A 19,635-nucleotide genomic window follows, 5' to 3' on the forward strand; every position below is an offset into this window, starting at 1 on the left:
CCGGCGGCGCCGGCAGGCGGATGAGGGACAGGCGTCGGGTGATGCCGGATTTTCAAGGGAGACAATCGCAGTTGAACATATTCGGCCTGAGCAACGAAGAATGGACGGCGATCCTGCTCAGCCTGCGCGTCTCGATCGTCGCGATGCTGGCGAGCCTGCCCTTCGGCATCCTCGTTGCCCTGCTCTTGGCCCGCGGCCGCTTCTGGGGCAAGTCGGTGCTGAACGGCGCCGTTCACCTGCCGTTGATCCTGCCTCCCGTCGTCACCGGTTTTCTTCTTCTCATCCTCTTCGGCCGCCGCGGTCCGATCGGCAGCCTGCTCGACCAGCATTTCGGCATCGTCTTCTCCTTCCGCTGGACGGGCGCCGCACTTGCCTGCGCCGTCATGGCCTTTCCGCTGATGGTTCGCAGCATCCGCCTGTCGATCGAGGCAGTCGACCGCAAGCTGGAGGAGGCGGCCGGAACGCTCGGCGCCGGCCCTGTCTGGATTTTCCTGACGATCACCCTGCCGCTGACCCTGCCCGGCATCATCGCCGGCATGATCCTCTCCTTCGCCAAGGCGATGGGGGAATTCGGCGCGACAATCACCTTCGTCTCCAATATTCCCGGCGAGACCCAGACCTTGTCGTCCGCGATCTACACCTTTACCCAGGTGCCGGGCGGCGATGCCGGCGCGCTGCGGCTGACCCTGGTCGCCATCGTCATTTCCATGGCTGCCGTGCTCGCCTCCGAATTGCTCACTCGTCTCGCCGGCCGAAGGATCGATCCGGAATGACCCTGATCGTCCAGGCAAAACAGAGACTCGGCGCCTTTTCGCTCGACGCCGCCTTCACCTCCGAAGGCGGTGTGACTGCATTGTTCGGCCGCTCCGGCTCCGGCAAGACCTCACTGATCCGCATCATCGCCGGTCTCGCCCGGCCGGATGAAGGTCGCGTCGTGCTTGACGGCGAGCGCCTCACCGAAACGACAGCTGGCATCGTCGTCCCGAAACACCGCCGCCGTTTCGGTTATGTCTTTCAGGAGGCACGGCTGTTTCCGCATTTGAGCGTCCGCGCCAATCTTTCCTACGGCCGCTGGTTTGCCCCAAAGGCGGCGCGCCGCGAGAATTTCGATCATATCATCGACCTGCTCGGCATCGAGCCGCTGCTGGAACGCAGCCCGGCAAAACTTTCCGGCGGCGAAAAGCAGCGGGTCGCGATCGGCCGCGCCCTTCTCTCCTCGCCCCGGCTGCTTTTGATGGACGAGCCGCTTGCCGCCCTCGACGAGGCGCGCAAGGCCGAGATCCTGCCCTATCTCGAGCGGTTGCGCGATGAGACCGAAATCCCGATCGTCTATGTCAGCCATGCGATTGCCGAGGTGGCGCGGCTGGCAAACCAGGTCGTCGTCATGCACGACGGCAAGGTGCAAGCGACCGGCCCGGCCGTCGACATATTGAGCCGCCCGTCTGCGGCCGCCGACCGGAAAGAGGCCGGCGCGTTGCTCGAAGGCACCGTCGAAAGCTTCGATGCGCGTCACCGCTTGTCGACCGTCACTCTGAAATCCTCTCAACTGCATATTCCGAGCGCAGTGCTTACGCCCGGCAGACCAGTGCGCATCCGCATCCCGTCGCGCGACGTCATGCTGGCGACCGCCAGGCCCGAGGGCCTCAGCGCGCTAAACATTCTCGAAGGCAGGATCGAAGCGATATCGTCGGGCGAGGACGGAACGGTCGAAATCCGGATCGATTGCGCCGGCGACGCCATTCTTTCGCGTATCACCGCACTCTCCTGCGAGCGCCTTAATCTTCGGCCAGGCAAGACCGTCTTCGCCATCATCAAGACCGTTGCCCTGGAAGGCTGATCAGCCGCGCTCGCCAGGCGGCAGATTTCGCTTGGCTTCGAGCCAGGCGAGATCCTCGGCAAGGCTCTCCCGCACCGTCTTTTCCATCCGGCGAAAACGCGCGAGCAATTCTTCGCCGAATGGCGTCAATGCCGCACCGCCGCCCTTCTGTCCGCCGCGTTGTGGCTCCACCACCTGTTCTGAGAACATCCGGTTCATCTCGCTGACGAGCAGCCAGGCTCGGCGATAGGACATGTCCATCGCCCGTCCGGCCGCCGAGATCGATCCGGTCGCGCGGATATGCTCCAGCAGTTCCATCTTGCCGTGACCGAGGCGGTGCTCATTCGGGAAGCTGATTCGCAGGACGGGAACAGGTGCTTTTGCGGCTGGATCGGTCATCGAATCGAAAAATCGAGGAATTTGCGGCACTTTACGCCGCGATACGGAAACTGTACACCGACCGCACAAGCAGCCTGGGCGGCAATATTCTTCAATTCGGGCGCCAGATCGGATTTTCGGCCGCTCTGTACCTTAGCACGTCTTGAAACATTAGTGGTTTGATGCCTATCTTAACCATGATCCGGTCGTGATCGGATCTCGTGTTGTGCATGGTTTGTCATTCCAGGAAAGGGAAAAAACTGACAACAGTACACGCCAAGGGAAAAACGCTCGCCGTTGTCCCGAAGAGTGCGGAACGTGGCGCCGATGCCGCTGCCCGCGCCTTAGAAGCCGTCCTCACCAGCCTTGAGGACTCCAAAGCTGAAGATATCGTCACCATCGACATTGCCGGAAAATCGGCGCTTGGAGACTACATGATCGTCGTCTCCGGTCGCTCGAACAGGCATGTCCTGGCGATCTCGGATCACCTGCTCACCGATCTCAAGGACGAAGGCTTCGGTTCAGCCCGCGTCGAAGGTCAGGAAGGCGGCGACTGGATCCTGATCGACACCGGTGACATCATCGTGCATGTGTTCCGCCCCGAAATCCGCGAGTTCTACAACATCGAAAAGATGTGGGCGGCTCCGGATATGGATGAAGAAACACGGCACTGACAGGCGAACCGGCATCGTCCGGCGTCTGAGATGCGGCATTTGACTGGCCGGGAAGATAAGAAGCCGGCTGCGGTGCATCGTGCGCCTGAAATGCCGTCACGAGCAGGAGCGGGGAAATGCGAATTGGCCTTTTTGCGGTGGGACGGCTGAAGTCCGGCCCCGAAAAGGATCTTGTGGCCCGTTACCTCGATCGCTTCGCCAAGGCCGGCTCTGCTGTCGGTCTCGAATTCACCCGTGTTGCCGAAGTCGGCGAAAGCCGGGCCTCCAATGCGGAGACCCGCAAGCGCGAAGAGGCGGCGATGCTTTTGAAATCGCTGGCCGAGGGCAGTGTTCTCATTCTTCTCGATGAACGCGGCAAGGCGCTCGACAGCGAAGCCTTCGCAAACCTGCTCGGCACCTATCGTGACCAGGGAAAACGCGAGCTGACGATTGCGATCGGCGGAGCCGACGGCCTCGATCCCGCCCTTTACGACCGGGCCGACGCCACACTGTGCCTCGGCAAAATGACCTGGCCGCACCAACTCGTGCGCACGCTGATCGCCGAGCAGCTCTACCGCGCCGTCACCATCTTGTCCGGCCACCCCTATCACCGCGTCTGACCATTCCGGCTCTGTCCATGGCTTTGGCGATGCGTCGCATTGTCACGCAGCCGTGTTTTGCGCAGGCAGGCTTTCTCCTGCAAACTTTCTGGCAAAGCGTGCCAAATCAGCTTAGTCTCCGCGCGATTTGAGAGAGTGCCCGGACACGCATGACGACGATTTCAACCAGGCGACACCGCATGATTCTGCCGGCACTTGCGGCCGGTTTGGGTGTTGCGGTCATACTCGTCTCGACAAGCCCGTTTTCGGTCCGGGCCCAGGATGCCGCCCCGGAAGCGGCGCAATCTTCAGACCCGCCGCCCGCCGAGGCGCCGCCGCCCGATCCGGCCGCCGAACTTGCCGCCAAACGCGATCAGACCCGCGCCGAACTCCAAACCCTCTCGAAGACCATCAGCCTGTCCTCGGACAAAGTGAGCGAACTCCAGCAAAGCATCAGCAATCTGGAAAAGAGCACGCAGAGCATTCGCCAGGCGCTGATCGATTCCGCCGCCCGCCGCAAAGGCCTGGAAAAGCATATTCTCGAGAGCGAGAAGAAGCTTGCCGATCTCGGCGTCAAGCAGGATGGCATTCGCCGTTCCCTGCATGAGCGCCGCGGCCTGCTGGCCGAGGTGCTGGCGGCACTCCAGCGCATGGGCCGCAATCCGCCGCCGGCTTTGCTCGTCACGCCCGACGACGCGCTTGCTTCCGTGCGCAGCGCCATACTGCTCGGCGCCGTCGTGCCCGGTATCCGCAAGGAAACCGACAAGCTCGCCGCCGATCTCGCAAGCCTGGCTGCGCTGCAGACGGCAAGCGCCGCCGAGAAGACGCAGCTTACGGCGACGATGACCGACAGCATCGAGGAAGAGCGGCGCATGGACCTGCTGCTTGCCGAAAACGATAAGCTCAGCCGCAGCAACGCCGCCGAACTGGAGGCCGAAAGGAAACGCTCGCAGGAACTCGCGGGCAAGGCGACCAGCCTCGAAGGCCTCGTCGCCTCGATGGAATCCGAGATCGCCTCGGTACGCGAAGCGGCCGCCGCCGCCCGCCAGGCCGAGGAAAACCGCAAGCTCTTGACCGACGAGCAGCGGGCTCAGGCGAAGGCGCTGGCCGAGAGCGGCGTGCCCGATAAAAACCGCATTGCGCCCGCATATCCCTTCGCAGAATTGAGGGCGAAATTGGAACTGCCGGTGGCCGGCGATATCCTGCGCCAGTTCGGCGATGCCGATGGCACCGGGCATGAAGCCATGGGAATGACGGTCGCCACCAATCCGGAGACAGTGGTGACGGCGCCTGCCGATGGCCTGGTGGTTTTTGCCGGCGCTTTCCGAAGTTACGGTCAGATGATCATTCTCGACGCGGGCGACGGATATCACCTGGTTCTCTCTGGAATGGATGCGATCAATACCCGTCAGGGAAAATTCGTTTTCTCCGGCGAACCGCTCGCCGTGATGGGAGCGAAAAGAGTGGCGAGCGCAACTGCATTGGCGCTGGAAACGGACCGGCCAACGCTTTACATTGAATTTCGAAAAGACGGTAAACCGGTCGATTCCCGACCGTGGTGGACCGCCAAGGACACTGGAAAGGCACGCAATGATTCGTAGGGCTTCTCTTGTTCTGGTCGGCGCATTGATGGGTGCGACCGCGATGAGCGTCATTTACTCGGCAGGTGTGCCGGCAGAAGCAGCCGGATCCTCGACATACAAGGAACTCTCGGTATTTGGCGACGTCTTCGAACGCGTGCGTGCGCAGTACGTCACGCCGCCGGCCGAAGACAAGCTGATCGAGAATGCCATCAACGGCATGCTGTCCTCGCTCGATCCGCATTCGAGCTACATGAATGCGAAGGACGCCGAAGACATGCGCACCCAGACGAAGGGTGAGTTCGGCGGTCTCGGCATCGAAGTCACGATGGAGGACGAGCTCGTCAAGGTCATCACCCCGATCGATGACACGCCCGCCGCCAAGGCCGGCGTTCTCGCCGGCGACTACATCTCCGAGATCGACGGCCAGTCCGTTCGCGGCCTGAAGCTGGAAGACGCCGTCGAGAAGATGCGCGGCGCCGTCAACACGCCGATCAAGCTGACGCTGATCCGCAAGGGCGCCGACAAGCCGATCGAACTGACGATCGTCCGTGATGTGGTCGCCGTCCAGGCCGTCAAGTCGCGCGTCGAGGACGATGTCGGTTACCTCCGCATCATCTCCTTCACCGAAAAGACCTATCCCGACATGGAGAAGGCGATCAAGAAGATCAAGGACACCGTTCCGGCCGACAAACTGAAGGGTTATGTCCTTGACCTGCGCCTCAACCCGGGCGGTCTGCTCGACCAGGCGATCAACGTCTCCGACGCGCTGCTGCAGCGTGGCGAGGTCGTTTCGACCCGCGGCCGCAATCCCGATGAAACCCGCCGATTCAATGCCGGTCCGGGCGATCTGACCGATGGCAAGCCGGTCATCGTGCTGATCAACGGCGGTTCGGCGTCCGCATCGGAAATCGTCGCCGGCGCCCTTCAGGATCTGCGCCGTGCCACCGTTCTCGGCACCCGCTCCTTCGGCAAGGGTTCCGTCCAGACGATCATCCCGCTCGGCGAAAACGGCGCGCTGCGCCTGACCACGGCGCTCTATTACACGCCGTCGGGCCGCTCGATCCAGGGCACCGGCATCACCCCCGACATCAAGGTCGAGGAGCCGCTGCCGGAGGAACTTCAGGGCAAGATGGTGACCGAAGGTGAATCCAGCCTGCGCGGCCACATCAAGGGCCAGAGCGAAACCGACGAAGGTTCGGGCTCCGTCGCCTATGTGCCGCCGGACCCGAAGGATGACGTTCAGCTGAACTACGCGCTCGACCTGCTGCGCGGCAAGAAGACCGATCCGGCCTTCCCGCCGAATCCGGACAAGGCCGTCGTCGCCAAGTAATCGATCATTGCAAGGCCGGGCACTCGCCCGGCCTTGACCCTTTCTGCTGTTTCCCGGTTTGGAGCGGGCGAGAAAATTGGGAACGGACCTGCATGCGCCTTTGGGGCGCAACCGCAAAACCGGCAGCCGGCGGCCGGGAGTGCTGCGCCTTGGCCGCATCGCCGCCAGTCTGTGCCTTTTCGCGATAGGCGGCTTCTCTCTCTATACGGCGTTTCGCGGCGACGGGCTCGAACGCAAAAAACCGCCGACAACCGAGCAAGCGGCAGCGCCCTCTTCCAGCACGTCTCAACCGGCACAGACGCCGGCCGGCCAGGCGGCGGATGGCATACCGCGCGCCGAACCGCGTTCGGGCGCCAATGTCGAGCAGATGGTCACCGGTGACGGCTCCGTCGTTACCAAGTACAGCCCCCGTCCCCGCGACGGCAGTGGGCCGGTATTGGTCGATGCAATGCAGATCGGCCAGGATCCGCGCATGGCGGCGCTGCCGAACGAAACACTGCTTGAGGATTCGGCCTATGGCAGGCTGCCGATCGTCGGCCCCGACGGCCGACGGCCGATGGATCAGTATGCCCGTCCCTCGTCCGGCGCCCGCGGTGTGCGCGTTGCCATTGTCGTCAGCGGCCTTGGGCTCAGCCAGACGGGAACGCAGCGCGCCATCGCCGAATTGCCCGAGGAGATCACGCTGGCCTTTGCCGCAAGTGGCAACAGCCTCCAGCGCTGGATGCAGGAGGCTCGCCGCGGCGGCCATGAAATCCTCCTGCAGGTGCCGCTGGAACCCTTTGATTACCCGGCCAACGATCCAGGACCGGAGACCCTGCTCACCTCCAAGCCGGTCGCCCGCAACATCGAGAACCTGCACAAGGCGATGGGCGAGATCACCAACTACACCGGCATCATGAACTATCTCGGCGGCCGTTTCCTTTCCGACCCTGCCGCCATGGAACCCGTGATGCGCGATATCGGCAAGCGTGGCCTGCTCTTCCTCGATGACGGGACGTCGGCGCAGTCGAAAACGGCTGATGTCGCCAAGGGGACCGAACTGCCCTATGCCTTTGCCGATCTGCAGCTCGACGGCCAGCTTGACGTCAACGCCATCGTGAAGAAACTCGACGATCTCGAACGCATCGCTCGCAAGAACGGCCAGGCGATCGGCATTGCCTCGGCTTTTGACGAAAGCGTCGACGCCATTGCCAAGTGGAGCGAAGAGGCTTCGATGCGCGGCATCGAGATCGTCGGCGTCGCGTCGCTTTCCAACGACCCCAGAAACCCCTGAGATGATGTCCTCAACGGAGAAGAAGATGAGCCAGGCGACCGTGAAAGCCGAGGATCTGCCCTATCGCCCATGCGTCGGCGTGATGATCCTGAACCGCGATGGCCTGGTCTGGGCCGGCCGGCGTATCCCTGACGGCAATTCCGAATATGACGGCTCGCCGCAGCTCTGGCAGATGCCACAGGGAGGCATCGACAAGGGCGAGGATCCGTTGGACGCCGCCTATCGCGAGCTCTATGAGGAAACCGGCATCAGGACGGTGACGCTGCTCGCCGAAGCAAGCAATTGGATCAATTACGATCTGCCGCCGGCGCTGATCGGCATCGGGCTGAAAGGGAAGTTTCGCGGCCAGACGCAGCGCTGGTTCGCCTTCCGCTTCGAGGGTGACGAGAGCGAGATCGCCATCAATCCGCCGCCCGGCGGCCACGATCCCGAATTCGATGCCTGGGAATGGAAGCCGATGCAGGCACTTCCAGGCCTGATCGTTCCTTTCAAACGCGCTGTCTACGACCAGGTGATTGCCGAGTTCCAGCATCTGGCGGCGTTGCAATCGGAAGGCTGATCATGCCGGGATGCTTCCGTTTTGTGCGCGGCGAGCGCGGGAGTGCCGGCCGCTCTGAAGCGGCCGACATCCAATAGGAGCTTATTCGGCTTCGTCAGCGGAATCGGCGTTGAGCTGGCCGTATTTGCTTTCACCGATTTTTTCGAGCAGATCGAGCTGCGTTTCGAGGAAGTCGATATGGCCTTCTTCATCGGCCAGCAGCTCTTCGAACAGCTTCATCGAGACGTAATCGCCGGCGTCATAACAGATATCGCGCGACTTCTTGTAGGCCGTGCGGGCGTCGTACTCGCCGGCGAGATCGGCTTCGAGGACCTCCTTGACGTTCTGGCCGATGCGCAGAGGGGCCAGAGTCTGCAAATTGGGATGGCCTTCGAGGAAGATGATGCGGGCGACGAGCCGGTCGGCATGATGCATCTCTTCGATGGATTCGGCGCGTTCCTTCTTGGCGAGCTTGGTGTAGCCCCAATCCTCGAGAAGACGATAGTGAACCCAATATTGGTTGACCGCCCCGAGTTCGAGGAACAGTGCCTCGTTAAGCCGCTCGATGACCTTTTTGTCGCCTTTCAATGTCCGCTCTCCTGTTTTCCTCATGGAATTGCTTCAAGCGCGACATGAAATCAAATATTTCAGCTTCCGTCGAGTGGCGGCGGGCGTGATAATCCTCGGTTGTACGGATAATGATGTCGACCACATTTGGGAAGCAGCCGCAGCAACGGCCTCGCTTTTCCATCGCATGATAGACCTTCGCAGGCACGATAAGCTGCCAACAATCTTCGTCGAGAAGGTTGATGATAACCTCCCGGATTTCCTTGTCGGTTATGTAATTGCAGCTGCAGACAAGCACGTCTTCATTTCCAAACATGACACTGACTATCGTGTTTTCTGCTAAAGAAGATGGCGGCTGTCAAGAAAAAATTCGAATCCGACGGCATCGATTGGAAGCGATGGGCGCGGCCTGTTGCAGATTGACTGAAACTGTGCGGCGATCGCACGATAAGGCATGCCCCGGTCGATCCGACTGCTCAATGAAAGTTCCGCCCGCGCGGCATGACCCCGGCGGTTTCCGCCGCACCGGCATGGCGGTCCGCGGCACCCGCCTGCCTTTCCAATTCCACACTTTCCTGCGCATTCGCAAGCCTTCTCTGTCGTGGATCGACCCCTGGCCTCAGCACCTCGTCGGCGCGCTCGCAGGCGCCGAAGCGTCGGGCCTCGCGTTGTAGGATGCCAAGTGCCGGCGTCATATCCTCGATATGCTCGACGACCGTATGGATTACGCCGCTATGGCTTTGCAGCCTGCCTCGGATTTTCACGAGCCGGGCGCCCATGACGACCGCCCGGTATTTGTCGAATATCTTGCTCCAGACAATAGCGTTGGCAACGCCGGTCTCATCCTCCAGCGTCATGAAGATTACGCCCTTGGCCGAACCCGGGCGCTGGCGCACCAGCACCAGACCGGCGATGGTCACCCTCTTTCCGTTCGGCACCGTCAGGAGATCGACATTGCGCGTGATGCCCATCTTTCGGAATTCCTCCCGCAGGAAAGACACCGGATGCGCCTTCAGCGACAATGACAGATAACGATAGTCCTCGATCACCTGCTCGCCCGGCGGCATATCAGGCAGACTGGTCTTCGGTTCGACCTGCAGATCGATATGGTTCACCCGATCGAACAGAGGCAATTTTTCAGGAGCGTATTTCGTATCCAATGCCCTTGCAGCCCAAAGCGCCTCACGTCTCGACAGGCCGATCGAGCCGAAGGCATCGGCATCCGCCAGCCTTTCGATATCGGCTTTGTCGAGACCGGACCGCAGCCAGAGATCACGAACCGAGCCATAACCATCGCCCCTGTTGGCGAGAAGGCTCTCCAGCGCTTTCTCGGACAGACCCTTGACCTGCCGAAAGCCGAGGCGAACGGCTCGCTTTGCCTTGATGATGGCTCGCATATCGGCATGCCGCCTATCGACGGCAGTTCTGTCGAATACCGCCTCTTCGAGATGGCAATCCCAATTGGATCTGTTGATGTCGACGGGTCGGACCTCGACCCCGTGTTCCCTGGCATCACGAACAAGCTGCGCCGGCGCGTAAAAGCCCATCGGCTGCGAATTGAGCATGGCAGCGCAAAAGACGTCGGGATAATAGGCCTTGATCCAGGACGAGGCATAGACCAGCAGGGCGAAGGAAGCCGCATGGCTTTCCGGAAAGCCATATTCGCCGAAGCCTTCGATCTGGCTGAAGCAGCGTTCGGCGAAATCCCTCGGATAGCCTCTGCTGGTCATGCCATTGATCAGATCATCCTTGAACGCGTTGACCTTTCCCAACCGCTTGAAGGTCGCCATCGAGCGGCGCAGGCGGTCGGCCTTGGCAGGCGAGAATCCCGCCGCCGTAATCGCGATCTGCATCGCCTGTTCCTGAAACAGCGGGACGCCAAGCGTCCGCTTGAGGATCGGGATCATCTCGTCTTTCGGATAGTCGATCTTGAAACCGGGAGAATGCGACTGCTCCCGTCGCGTCAGGTAGGGATGGACCATATTGCCCTGAATTGGTCCCGGACGGACGATCGCCACTTCGATCACGAGATCGTAGAATCGTCGCGGCTTCAGCCGGGGCAGCATGCTCATCTGCGCCCTGCTTTCGATCTGAAAGACGCCCAGCGTGTCGGCCCGGCACATCATGTCATAAACCGGTACGCCCTCGTCTCCGTGTTCCCTATTGCCGAGATCGGCAAGGGTTTTCTTCACGTCGTAATGCAGTTCGAGCAGCGAGAAAGCTTTCCTGAGACAGGTCAGCATTCCGAGCGCCAGAACATCGACCTTCAGGATCTTGACATTGTCGAGATCGTCCTTGTCCCATTCGATCATGTAGCGATCCGGCATCGCCGTCTTCATGATCGGCACGACTTCATCGAGCCGGTCCCGGGTGATGACGAAGCCGCCGACATGCTGGGTCAGGTGACGCGGAAATCCGAGGAGCTCGGACGCATAGCGCAGAACGTTTAATGTCACCGGGTCCGAAATATCGAGCCCCGCCGCCTTGGCATCCCGCTCCGACAGATTATCCTCCGACCAGCCCCAGACCAGGCTGCTGATCGCCGCTTGGACGTCCTCCGAAAGCCCGAAGGCCTTGGAGACCTCGCGGCCGGCGGAACGGGTGCGATAGGTGGTGACACCGGCCGTCAGCCCGGCATGCTCCTTGGTATATTTTCTGTAGATGTGCTGGATGACGTCTTCGCGTCGGTCGTGCTCGAAATCCACATCGATGTCAGGCGGCTCGTCACGATCCATCGAGATGAAGCGGTCGAAAAGCAACGTGCTTTTGGTCGGATCGACTTCCGTGATCTCGAGGCAATAGCAGATGACCGAGTTGGCTGCAGAACCGCGGCCCTGGCACAGGATCTTCAATTCATAACGCGCATGCTGGATGAGCTTGTGGACCGTCAGGAAATAGGGCTCGTATTTCTTCTCCCGGATGAGATTGAGTTCATAGTCGATCTGGGTCTGGATTTGAGCAGGAACGCCATCCGGATAGCGCTTCACAGCGCCCTCCTTCGTCAGACGCTCGAGGGTTTCATAAGGCGTCTCGCCGGGATCGTTTTCCGGCGGGTAATTGTGTTTCAGCTCATCGAGCGAAAACGAAAGCCTGCCGAAAAATGTCCCGGTATTGGCAATCGCCTCCGGATAGTCGCGAAACAGCCGGGCCATTTCACGTGGGTCCTTGAGATAACGCTCGGCATTCGGAGCAAGAAGAAATCCTGCCTCGGCGATCGGCACATGCTCCCGGATCGAGATGACGATATCGGAAAGGGGGCGGCGATCCGTATGGTGATAGAGCGGCTGGTTGGTCGCGATGACAGGAATGCGGTGGCGGGCGGCGATCACGGAAAGTGCCGCGAAAACCTGCCTGTCGCGGCCATCATAGGCAGGCGCCAGCGCCACGTGAAACGCCTTGCCGAAACGGTTCCGGAACCGGGCGAGACAGGCTTCCAATTCCTGCTGGGCGACAGGCTCGATGGCAGCCGCCTGGCCGGGAACGAGGGCAAGCATCATCTTGTCTCCCCATTCCATGATATCCGCCTCGTAAAGCAGGCAGGATCCCTTTTCCGCTCTCAAATTTCCCGCACTCAGCAAACGGCAGAGATGCGCCCACCCTCGCCTGTTCTCAGGATAAGCAAGGATATCAGGCGTTCCGTCCGAAAAAACGAGACGGGCGCCCGGTTGAATCCGGATCGGATCGAGAACCTTCTCTTCCTCTCTGCCGTCGAGGTTCTTCTCGTGCCTTCTTCTGAATTTCTCTTCGATCTCCTGCGCCTGCGCATACGCCCGAACGACGCCGGCTACCGAATTCCGGTCGGCGATTCCAAGACCGGAAAGTTTCAGCGCAGCGGCCTGCACCACCATTTCCTCGGGCTTCGAAGCACCCTCCAGAAAGGAGAAATTGGTGCGGGCGCCGATCTCGAAAAATGCAGGTGCCGCACTCATGCGAAAATCCCGTGCATGAACCAGCGCGGCGGCGGCTCTTCACCGTAAAAGCCTTCGCGATAAATCCAGAAACGATGCCCGGCATTATCCTCGACACGGAAATAGTCACGCGTTTTGGCGTCGGCGCCATCGATCCACCACTCCATGGCAAGCCGTTCCGGGCCTTCGCTGCGCAGAACCTGATGCTGCATACGGCGCCACCGGAAACTTTGCGGCGGCCCTTCCGGAACTTCGGCAAGCAAGGCCTCCACCGGTTCCGGTCTGGCAAAAAGCCTCAGGGGCCGCTCGCTGCGAGCTGGGGAAAGACGGCATCCCTCGCTCCTGCGATGCGCCGGAAAACTTTCCATGAACGGGCTTGCAATAGCGGCACGCTCCGGCACGTGGCTTTCGCGGAGCTGAAAGCTTTGGAGACAGTCCGCGCCAAGGCGGGCCGCGACGCGGTCGACGAAAGCTGCAAGCGAGACCTCTCTTTGCCGGCCGCCGTCGAAGTCACCCTGTGTGCCTTCGAAGGGCTCATGGCGCACGACATTCAACCGCAGGATCTCGAAACCATATCCGGCATCGAGATCATCATGAATTGCCTGCAGACGCTGGGAAAAAAGATCCGCGATCCGCTTCGGCTCTCTGAGCGGCCGTGAAGCGCCGACCGAAATCCGGAAAACCCGGCCATCGACCCGAAACAGCACGAGTTCGAAGACGCGGCCACCGGCGCCGCGAGCCTCCAGGGAGGGTTTCAGCGACACGGCGATCTGGCCGGCAAGGGCAAGAATATCCTCTTCGGTGCCGATCGGCTCGGCCAGCCGCCGCTCGGCCGAAAGGCTCGCAACCGGCAGGCGCGGCGAAACCGGTTCCTCGTCATGTCCGAGCGCCTGATCGAGCCGCAAAAGCAGGCTCGCTCCAAAACGGCGGGTCAACGGCGCCCGCGGCGCATTCATGACATCGCCGATATATTTCAGCCCGAGCTTCTTCAGCGATGCCACGGTGTCTTCGTTCAATCGAAGCGCGGCGACCGGCAGCGGCGCCAGCACATCCTCCATTTCCTCGTCTTCGATGACGCCGCCATTGCCGAAACGAGCGATGGCCGAGGAAAGGCCGGGCGAAGAGGAGATCGAACCCTGGACGTCGAGCCCCATATGGAAAAGCCTGAGGAGAATATCCTTCAGCAACGCTCTTTCGCCGCCGAAAAGATGGGCACAGCCGCTAATGTCGAGAAACAGCCCGTCCCGTCCGTCGATCGCCACCAGCGGCGTATAGCGGTCGCACCAGTCGGCGATGGCTTCGAGCAGCCGCGCATCGGCGGCCGAATCCTCCTCAACGATATCGAGTTTCGGATGCATGGCGCGCGCTTCCGCGACACCCTGACCCTTCTTCAGGCCAAGCGCCTCCGCGGCCTCGTCCAGCGCCGTCAGCCGCATGGCATTTTCGTGCTTTCCGGCGCAGACGATCGGCGCAGCCTCAGGACGCCCTTTCGAACGCCAGGAAAGACCCCATTTTCTGCGGGCGATCCTGTCCGTCGAAAGATGCGGAAAGCTGAGCGCCAGGATGCGCTGACCGTTCGTCTGGAGTAAGAGCGCGCCTTGGCTCGTCGATGGGGAAAAACTGACGTTCATGGGGGTTCCACTCCAGAAGAAGGGAGAGCGGAGCCGGGTTGCGGCTCTTCTCCAGGCTGAGATGAAAAACCGGATTGCCGATACTGCCGGCAAGTCTCGATCCATCCGGCAGAGCCCGCATGCCGGAGGGCGCGGGTTCGGCAAGCAGCCGGAAGGCGGCGCTGCTCGCCTCCTCCTCTCCAGCCTGCCGAAGCAGGAAGAGGGGCCGGCCGGCCGCCTTGGCGCGAAGACCGAGCCGCCGGCTCTCGGTCAGGCCGAAATGCGCAGGATTGCCCCTGATCTCCAGGATGACCACCGAAAAGGCGCCGCTTTCCACCGCGGTTTCCGCAAGCCAGAGCGCCTCGTCGAGCTTGCGCGGCAAAGCCTGCAGGAAACACTCGGGCCGCAGGCCGAAATCCTGCAGACCCACTGCATAGGGAAGACCGGCTTCCATCGTCGAGACCGTATCGCCGATCCAGAGTATTGGCGAACAATCGCTCGCCTCCTCCACTCGCTGCAGCAGCGCTGCGGCCGCAAGGGCGAACCCACTGGCAGCTCCCGCATCCCGGAAAAGCGTCGAACGGATTTCCGTTATCGCATCGAGCGGCAGCCCGCCTTCCATCGCTTCGTCGAGCGATGCCACGCCAAACGGCAGGCGCTGTGCGCGCCCATTCCGTTCCGCATCCTGCCGCCCGGTCTCACCCGAAGCCAGGGCTTCCCGCTCCGCTGCCGCAAGCGCCGGCGCAGGCTTTCCTTCCAGCTTGGCAATGGTTTCGCGGAGCGCAAAAAGCCGCTCGCGCGCCAGGGCGTTCTGCGCCATGGCGTTTACTCCGTCCGTCTTGTTCCTGTTATGTTCTTATGGATTCCAGAGAGCTGAAGAAGAGTCAACAACCATTTTCTATGAATTTATTCCTGCCTTTGATTCCGCACTCGAAAATCGGCGGCAAAGGTTCTATATGGGCCCGCAAAGGAAGGAATATTCATGGCCCGCATAGACCAGAGCGATGATTGGCAGGACCGCCATGCGCCGACGATCAGCACCTTCGAGTCGCTGGCCATGGAGGCTTACAGCCATCTACCGGATGAATTCCGCCAGCTGACGACCAATCTCACGATCGAGATCGAGGATTTCCCCGATGACGACGTTTTCGAGGACATGGCGCTGGAAACCCCTTTCGATCTGCTCGGCCTTTTCGAAGGCAGGGGAATTTCCGAACGTTTCACCGTGGAAACCGGCGAGATGCCGAACCGCATCCGTCTCTACCGCCGCCCCATCCTCGATTATTGGGCCGAGAACGACGAGACGCTCGGCGATATTATCACTCACGTCCTGATCCACGAGATCGGCCACCATTTCGGGCTGAGCGACGAGGATATGGAGCGGATCGAGGCCAGCGCCGAGGAAGCTGCCGAGCGCTGAAACCGTGCGTTCGGCAGAAGGTCCTATTGCTCGGAGAGCTTCATCTCCGGATCATAATCCTTGCCTTCGACAGTCTTGACGACGGCCTGTCCGCACTGCATCGCGCCGGTTGCGGCATTGAAGGCATAGGTCGGCGAACCCTCCAGCGACCAGCCCTTGTTGAGGGCGGCGGTAACCTTGTGGCAGAAGGAAGCGTCGTCGGGGCCGGTCAGGAAGCGGTAGAGTTTCATCAGGCGTGCTTTCTTGCAGAAATCAGACGCGCTTTATGAACCAGAGCTTCGGCCTGGACAAGATGCAGCCGCTCGATCATCCGCCCGTTCGCATTGATGACGTTGAGGCCCCTGGCCGCCGGATCAGCAAAGGCTGATATGATTGCCTGCGCCTCGGCAATCTCCTCCGCGCTCGGGCCGAAATGCCGGTTGGCGGCCGCAATCTGCGCGGGGTGGATCAGCATCTTGCCGGCAAAACCCATGGCGCGTCCCTGCCCGCATTCGACGTCGAAACCTTCGCCATCCCGGAAATCGTTGAAGACGCTGTCGAGCGCATCGAGCCCATTGGCCTTGACCGCCAGAATGACCTGCATCAGCCAAGGCACGAGAAAGCTTCGCCCGGGCTGCGGCAGGACGCCGGTCTCCTTGCGCAGATCATTGAGGCCGACGACGACGCAATCGAGCCGCGCCCCCGGTATGCAGCCGGCTTCGGCGATCGCCCCGACATTCAGCACGCCACGCGGCGTCTCGATCATGGCCCAGATGCGCAGCTCCTCCGGCGCATCTGCATCGGCAAGCAGATCGCCGATGTCGGTGACATCCTGGGGGCCATCCACTTTCGGCAGGAGAACGGCGTCGGGCAAAAGCGCTTTGACCAGATCGAGATCCGCCGCCCCGAATGCGGATGACAGAGAATTGATGCGGATGATCCTTTCCTTGCCCGCAAGCGGCGGCCCGGCAAAAAAAGCCCGCAGATTTTCCCGCGCCTGACCCTTGTTCTCCGGCGCGACGGAATCCTCCAGATCAAAAATAACCGCATCACAATCAAGGGAACGGCTCTTTTCGAGCGCCCGGAGATTGATGGCCGGGACACTCAGCACCGAGCGGCGCAGACTTGAGGAACGCAGAGGTGTAGTTTGCTTCATCAGCCATTAGTGCCAAGCTTCGCAAAGCCCGGCAAGACAACAAAAAGCCATGCTTGCCTTGCAGAGAGGAAAAGGAAGGACCACATTCCTTTCTGTAGAAAGGTCTCAAACCCATGCAGAACATTCGCTCCATCTTCTTCATGCTGGCCGGCGCCACCTTTTTTGTCGCCATGCTGCTTCTCACCTTCTCGGTGACGCTTGCCGTCGGCGGCATCCTGACCGTGCTCATGGTCGGACGCGCGCTTTCGATGAAGATGAAGCCTGCTCCGGTCCGCGCCAAGGCAAACAACGGCAAGCCGGAGATGCGCATCTGGAACGACGGTCGCGGCACGATCATCGATCTCTGAGGCCTGCTTTAAAAAAAATCGCCGACACTGTCGCATCATGCTTCCATGATACGTCTTTGAAGCAGCCGGGCATTCTACCGGCGCTCAAAAACGATGGAGGACGAGCATGGATACGACGGAAAACAAGCCGGCCAAGTTGCCGCCGGTGAAGAATGGCCTGCTGCCCTATCTGACCGTCGACGGCGCGGTGAAGGCCGCGGATTTCTACAAGAAGGCCTTCGGTGCCGAAGAGGCCCACAGGGTGCCGGTCGATGAAAGCGGCCGGACGATGCATATTCATCTCTATATCAATGGCAGCTCCCTCATGCTGGCGGATGCCTATCCCGAATACGGCCATCCCTTCAAAGGTCATGAAGGCTTCGCCATCCAGCTTGTCATCGACGATATCGATTTCTGGTGGGATCGTGCCGTGGCCGCCGGCGCCGAAGTCGTCATGCCGGTCGAACTGATGTTCTGGGGTGACCGTTACGGCCAGCTTCGCGACCCGTTCGGCGTCCTCTGGGGTTTGAACGCGCCCGCCAAATAACGGGGCGCGTACCGTTGCCAGGCCACGCGAAACGCCGCGTGGCCACCATTTGAAAGCATGTCGCGCAAAAGTGTGCAGCGGTTTTGCGAGAACGACATGCGGCAGACCAGACCTAGAGCGTAGCAAGCGAATCTGAAAGATCGCGGTACGCTTTAGAAAGATTCTCCTTCATTTCGGCAAAAAACTGGACTAGATGCACATTCAGGAAAGTACATTTGCTGAAATGGAGCATGGGTCATGGATAAATTCGTGAAGCTCACGGGCGTGGCAGCCCCCCTGCCGGTCGTCAACATCGACACCGACATGATCATTCCGAAGGACTATCTGAAGACCATCAAGCGCACCGGTCTCGGCAAGGGCCTTTTCGCCGAAGCCCGCTACAATGAAGACGGCTCCGAAAATCCCGATTTCGTGCTGAACAAGCCGGCCTATCGCGATGCCAAGATTCTGGTCGCCGGCGATAATTTCGGCTGCGGTTCCTCGCGCGAGCACGCTCCCTGGGCACTGCTCGATTTCGGCATTCGCTGCGTGATCTCCACCAGTTTTGCCGACATTTTCTACAACAACTGCTTCAAGAACGGCATCCTGCCGATCAAGGTGAGCCAGGAAGACCTCGACAAGCTGATGGATGACGCCTCGCGCGGCTCCAATGCCATCCTGACAGTCGACCTCGAAAACCTCGAGATCACCGGCCCCGATGGCGGCTCGATCAAGTTCGATCTCGACGAGTTCAAGCGCCACTGCCTGCTGAACGGCCTCGACGATATCGGCCTGACCCTGGAAAAAGGTAAGGCGATCGACGAATTCGAAAAGAAGAACGCCGCTTCGCATCCCTGGGCCGCTTAACCCTGACGAACTGCCGATCGATCAAGCCGGGCTTTCGCCCGGCTTTTCTTTATAGCGGCGCGCATCTCACGCGCGCAAAGGACGCTGTAACTGCCGCAGCTCAGAGAAATTTCTCTTTCCAGAGCCTCAGCTTTTCCAGCGACACGCCGATGCCGCCGCAGACTTCGATCAGCGGATTGTCGAAGCGGGCAAGCAGCCCGGCATGCACATCGGCAACGGCAAGGGCAGCACCGCAGGCCGGCTCGACCAGGATGCGCTGCGCATCGGCAAATTTCAGACAGGCGGCAACGGCGTCGGCGTCGCTGACGAGAACGCTTTCGATCGGATGCCGTTTCGGCAGCTCGAAGACATGCGGGGCCACCTGCCGCGCGCCGAGCGATGTGGCGATCGAGGTGATTGCGGGCAGGGCGATGCGCTCATTTGCCTTGAGGCTCTCATGCAGCGAAGCTGCCCCTTCGGTTTCGACGGCAATCACAGGCACGTCGGGCAGCCCGTTTCGCTTCAGCCCCTCGACAATGCCGGCAAGCAGCCCGCCGCCGCCGACGCTGGTGACGACACAGTCAAATTTTGCACCCTTCGCCACCACTTCGTCGATCAGCGTCGCATGGCCATCCCACAGAAGCGGATGGTCGAAAGGATGCACATAACTTGCCTTGCGGCTGCGGGCGAGTTCGACCGCGTGGGCATTGGCTTCGTCGAAAACGGCTCCGTGCACGAGGACATTGGCGCCGGTTGCGGCAATCGTCTGCCGGACATCGGCCGCCGTCGTCTCCGGCACGACGATCGTGACCGGCACGCCGAGCGCCCGGCCGGCATAGGCCGCGGCAATACCGGCATTGCCGCCGGAAGCACAGAAGATCTCGCGCGCGCCATTGTCCACCTCGTGCCGGCAAAGCCGGCCGACGCCGCGCAGCTTGAAGCTGCCGGAGGGCTGCAGTGCATCGAGCTTCAGCAAGAGCGGCTTGCCGCTGGCGCTGTAATCAGGCGCTGTTCGAGCCAGAGGCGTGTCGAGATGAAGAGGCGCTGAAGGCATGGAAACATTCCGGAAATAAATGCTGGAGCCTACCGTTCTATTCCAGTTGAAGGCGTCGGAGCAACTATCGTGG

Annotated in this window: 20 protein-coding genes and 1 pseudogene; 12 read left to right on the forward strand and 9 right to left on the reverse strand. The window is 61.0% G+C overall.

Annotated elements, in window-relative coordinates; genetic code table 11:
* Positions 1 to 71: 71 nt before the first annotated feature.
* Together modB and modC are read left to right on the forward strand one after the other, a co-directional pair.
* Complete coding sequence (gene modB / locus AMK00_RS20910) at positions 72 to 773, forward strand: molybdate ABC transporter permease subunit (protein WP_064811577.1); 702 nt, start codon at positions 72 to 74, stop codon at positions 771 to 773.
* Positions 770 to 1,837, forward strand: coding sequence for a molybdenum ABC transporter ATP-binding protein (modC, locus tag AMK00_RS20915; RefSeq protein ID WP_064811578.1), 1,068 nt, complete (start codon positions 770 to 772; stop codon positions 1,835 to 1,837). Before modB ends, modC begins: the two co-directional genes overlap by 4 nt.
* On the opposite strand, the gene AMK00_RS20920 is transcribed toward modC, so the two are convergent.
* Positions 1,838 to 2,215 carry a winged helix-turn-helix domain-containing protein gene (locus AMK00_RS20920; protein WP_064811579.1) on the reverse strand — a complete coding sequence of 126 codons (378 nt, stop codon included), beginning with the start codon at positions 2,213 to 2,215 and terminating at the stop codon, positions 1,838 to 1,840.
* Positions 2,216 to 2,424: 209 nt separating this feature from the next.
* Between AMK00_RS20920 and rsfS the strand changes: the two genes are divergently transcribed.
* The 6 genes from rsfS to AMK00_RS20950 all read left to right on the forward strand — a co-directional run bounded on the left by rsfS (position 2,425) and on the right by AMK00_RS20950 (position 8,191).
* Positions 2,425 to 2,868 (forward strand): ribosome silencing factor, encoded by a 444-nt coding sequence (gene rsfS / locus AMK00_RS20925; protein WP_042119120.1) that lies wholly within the window; start codon positions 2,425 to 2,427, stop codon positions 2,866 to 2,868.
* 116 nt (positions 2,869 to 2,984) lie between these two features.
* On the forward strand, positions 2,985 to 3,467 hold the full coding sequence (gene rlmH / locus AMK00_RS20930) for a 23S rRNA (pseudouridine(1915)-N(3))-methyltransferase RlmH (RefSeq protein ID WP_064805729.1): 483 nt from the start codon (positions 2,985 to 2,987) through the stop codon (positions 3,465 to 3,467).
* Between the two features lie 179 nt (positions 3,468 to 3,646).
* The gene (locus AMK00_RS20935; RefSeq protein WP_064811580.1) at positions 3,647 to 5,047 is read left to right on the forward strand and encodes a murein hydrolase activator EnvC family protein; all 1,401 of its coding nucleotides are present in this window, start codon (positions 3,647 to 3,649) and stop codon (positions 5,045 to 5,047) included.
* Entirely contained in the window at positions 5,037 to 6,359 is a 1,323-nt protein-coding gene (locus tag AMK00_RS20940) for a S41 family peptidase (RefSeq protein WP_003543943.1), read from the forward strand. Before AMK00_RS20935 ends, AMK00_RS20940 begins: the two co-directional genes overlap by 11 nt.
* 76 nt (positions 6,360 to 6,435) lie before the next feature.
* A complete protein-coding gene (locus tag AMK00_RS20945; RefSeq protein WP_064811581.1) occupies positions 6,436 to 7,632 on the forward strand; it encodes a divergent polysaccharide deacetylase family protein in 1,197 nt (398 codons plus the stop codon).
* Between the two features lie 25 nt (positions 7,633 to 7,657).
* Positions 7,658 to 8,191: an RNA pyrophosphohydrolase gene (locus AMK00_RS20950; RefSeq protein WP_064805734.1), complete on the forward strand. Its 534-nt coding sequence runs from the start codon at positions 7,658 to 7,660 to the stop codon at positions 8,189 to 8,191.
* Positions 8,192 to 8,272: 81 nt separating this feature from the next.
* Here the strand turns inward: AMK00_RS20950 and bfr are convergent, their stop codons facing one another.
* The 5 genes and pseudogenes from bfr to AMK00_RS33085 form a co-directional block, all read right to left on the reverse strand.
* Positions 8,273 to 8,758 carry a bacterioferritin gene (bfr, locus tag AMK00_RS20955; protein WP_064805736.1) on the reverse strand — a complete coding sequence of 162 codons (486 nt, stop codon included), beginning with the start codon at positions 8,756 to 8,758 and terminating at the stop codon, positions 8,273 to 8,275.
* A pseudogene (locus tag AMK00_RS31000) lies at positions 8,724 to 9,123 on the reverse strand ((2Fe-2S)-binding protein). Before AMK00_RS31000 ends, bfr begins: the two are co-directional and overlap by 35 nt.
* 90 nt (positions 9,124 to 9,213) lie before the next feature.
* A complete protein-coding gene (locus tag AMK00_RS20965) occupies positions 9,214 to 12,666 on the reverse strand; it encodes an error-prone DNA polymerase (RefSeq protein ID WP_064811583.1) in 3,453 nt (1,150 codons plus the stop codon).
* The gene (locus tag AMK00_RS20970) at positions 12,663 to 14,081 is read right to left on the reverse strand and encodes a Y-family DNA polymerase (RefSeq protein ID WP_064811584.1); all 1,419 of its coding nucleotides are present in this window, start codon (positions 14,079 to 14,081) and stop codon (positions 12,663 to 12,665) included. Before AMK00_RS20970 ends, AMK00_RS20965 begins: the two co-directional genes overlap by 4 nt.
* A gap of 40 nt (positions 14,082 to 14,121) precedes the next feature.
* Positions 14,122 to 15,075 (reverse strand): ImuA family protein, encoded by a 954-nt coding sequence (locus AMK00_RS33085; protein WP_064805743.1) that lies wholly within the window; start codon positions 15,073 to 15,075, stop codon positions 14,122 to 14,124.
* Between the two features lie 162 nt (positions 15,076 to 15,237).
* On the opposite strand from AMK00_RS33085, the gene AMK00_RS20980 reads away from it, so the two are divergent.
* Positions 15,238 to 15,675 (forward strand): metallopeptidase family protein, encoded by a 438-nt coding sequence (locus AMK00_RS20980; RefSeq protein WP_064811585.1) that lies wholly within the window; start codon positions 15,238 to 15,240, stop codon positions 15,673 to 15,675.
* A 23-nt stretch (positions 15,676 to 15,698) separates the two neighbouring features.
* Here AMK00_RS20980 and AMK00_RS20985 read toward each other — a convergent pair whose 3' ends face one another.
* Entirely contained in the window at positions 15,699 to 15,905 is a 207-nt protein-coding gene (locus AMK00_RS20985; RefSeq protein WP_009996762.1) for a DUF1737 domain-containing protein, read from the reverse strand.
* Entirely contained in the window at positions 15,905 to 16,810 is a 906-nt protein-coding gene (locus tag AMK00_RS20990; RefSeq protein ID WP_064811586.1) for an HpcH/HpaI aldolase/citrate lyase family protein, read from the reverse strand. Before AMK00_RS20990 ends, AMK00_RS20985 begins: the two co-directional genes overlap by 1 nt.
* 113 nt (positions 16,811 to 16,923) lie before the next feature.
* On the opposite strand from AMK00_RS20990, the gene AMK00_RS20995 reads away from it, so the two are divergent.
* The 3 genes from AMK00_RS20995 to leuD all read left to right on the forward strand — a co-directional run bounded on the left by AMK00_RS20995 (position 16,924) and on the right by leuD (position 18,529).
* Positions 16,924 to 17,157 (forward strand): hypothetical protein, encoded by a 234-nt coding sequence (locus AMK00_RS20995; protein ID WP_064708240.1) that lies wholly within the window; start codon positions 16,924 to 16,926, stop codon positions 17,155 to 17,157.
* Between the two features lie 106 nt (positions 17,158 to 17,263).
* Complete coding sequence (locus AMK00_RS21000; RefSeq protein WP_064805749.1) at positions 17,264 to 17,683, forward strand: VOC family protein; 420 nt, start codon at positions 17,264 to 17,266, stop codon at positions 17,681 to 17,683.
* Between the two features lie 237 nt (positions 17,684 to 17,920).
* Positions 17,921 to 18,529 (forward strand): 3-isopropylmalate dehydratase small subunit, encoded by a 609-nt coding sequence (gene leuD / locus AMK00_RS21005; protein WP_064708129.1) that lies wholly within the window; start codon positions 17,921 to 17,923, stop codon positions 18,527 to 18,529.
* A 100-nt stretch (positions 18,530 to 18,629) separates the two neighbouring features.
* On the opposite strand, the gene AMK00_RS21010 is transcribed toward leuD, so the two are convergent.
* Complete coding sequence (locus AMK00_RS21010) at positions 18,630 to 19,562, reverse strand: pyridoxal-phosphate dependent enzyme (protein ID WP_064811587.1); 933 nt, start codon at positions 19,560 to 19,562, stop codon at positions 18,630 to 18,632.
* Positions 19,563 to 19,635: the final 73 nt, after the last annotated feature.

The organism is Rhizobium sp. N621 (assembly GCF_001664325.1).
Lineage (GTDB): Bacteria > Pseudomonadota > Alphaproteobacteria > Rhizobiales > Rhizobiaceae > Rhizobium > Rhizobium esperanzae.

Coding starts and splice junctions, on each gene's coding strand:
- AMK00_RS20990 (WP_064811586.1), bottom strand. CDS start 16,810: ATGAAGCAAACTACACCTCTGCGTTCCTCAAGTCTGCGCCGCTCGGTG.
- AMK00_RS20985 (WP_009996762.1), bottom strand. CDS start 15,905: ATGAAACTCTACCGCTTCCTGACCGGCCCCGACGACGCTTCCTTCTGC.
- leuD (WP_064708129.1), top strand. CDS start 17,921: ATGGATAAATTCGTGAAGCTCACGGGCGTGGCAGCCCCCCTGCCGGTC.
- AMK00_RS21010 (WP_064811587.1), bottom strand. CDS start 19,562: ATGCCTTCAGCGCCTCTTCATCTCGACACGCCTCTGGCTCGAACAGCG.
- rsfS (WP_042119120.1), top strand. CDS start 2,425: ATGGTTTGTCATTCCAGGAAAGGGAAAAAACTGACAACAGTACACGCC.
- AMK00_RS20920 (WP_064811579.1), bottom strand. CDS start 2,215: ATGACCGATCCAGCCGCAAAAGCACCTGTTCCCGTCCTGCGAATCAGC.
- AMK00_RS33085 (WP_064805743.1), bottom strand. CDS start 15,075: ATGGCGCAGAACGCCCTGGCGCGCGAGCGGCTTTTTGCGCTCCGCGAA.
- rlmH (WP_064805729.1), top strand. CDS start 2,985: ATGCGAATTGGCCTTTTTGCGGTGGGACGGCTGAAGTCCGGCCCCGAA.
- AMK00_RS20950 (WP_064805734.1), top strand. CDS start 7,658: ATGAGCCAGGCGACCGTGAAAGCCGAGGATCTGCCCTATCGCCCATGC.
- AMK00_RS20995 (WP_064708240.1), top strand. CDS start 16,924: ATGCAGAACATTCGCTCCATCTTCTTCATGCTGGCCGGCGCCACCTTT.
- AMK00_RS20980 (WP_064811585.1), top strand. CDS start 15,238: ATGGCCCGCATAGACCAGAGCGATGATTGGCAGGACCGCCATGCGCCG.
- AMK00_RS20940 (WP_003543943.1), top strand. CDS start 5,037: ATGATTCGTAGGGCTTCTCTTGTTCTGGTCGGCGCATTGATGGGTGCG.
- AMK00_RS20935 (WP_064811580.1), top strand. CDS start 3,647: ATGATTCTGCCGGCACTTGCGGCCGGTTTGGGTGTTGCGGTCATACTC.
- AMK00_RS21000 (WP_064805749.1), top strand. CDS start 17,264: ATGGATACGACGGAAAACAAGCCGGCCAAGTTGCCGCCGGTGAAGAAT.
- AMK00_RS20970 (WP_064811584.1), bottom strand. CDS start 14,081: ATGCGGCTGACGGCGCTGGACGAGGCCGCGGAGGCGCTTGGCCTGAAG.
- modC (WP_064811578.1), top strand. CDS start 770: ATGACCCTGATCGTCCAGGCAAAACAGAGACTCGGCGCCTTTTCGCTC.
- AMK00_RS20965 (WP_064811583.1), bottom strand. CDS start 12,666: ATGAGTGCGGCACCTGCATTTTTCGAGATCGGCGCCCGCACCAATTTC.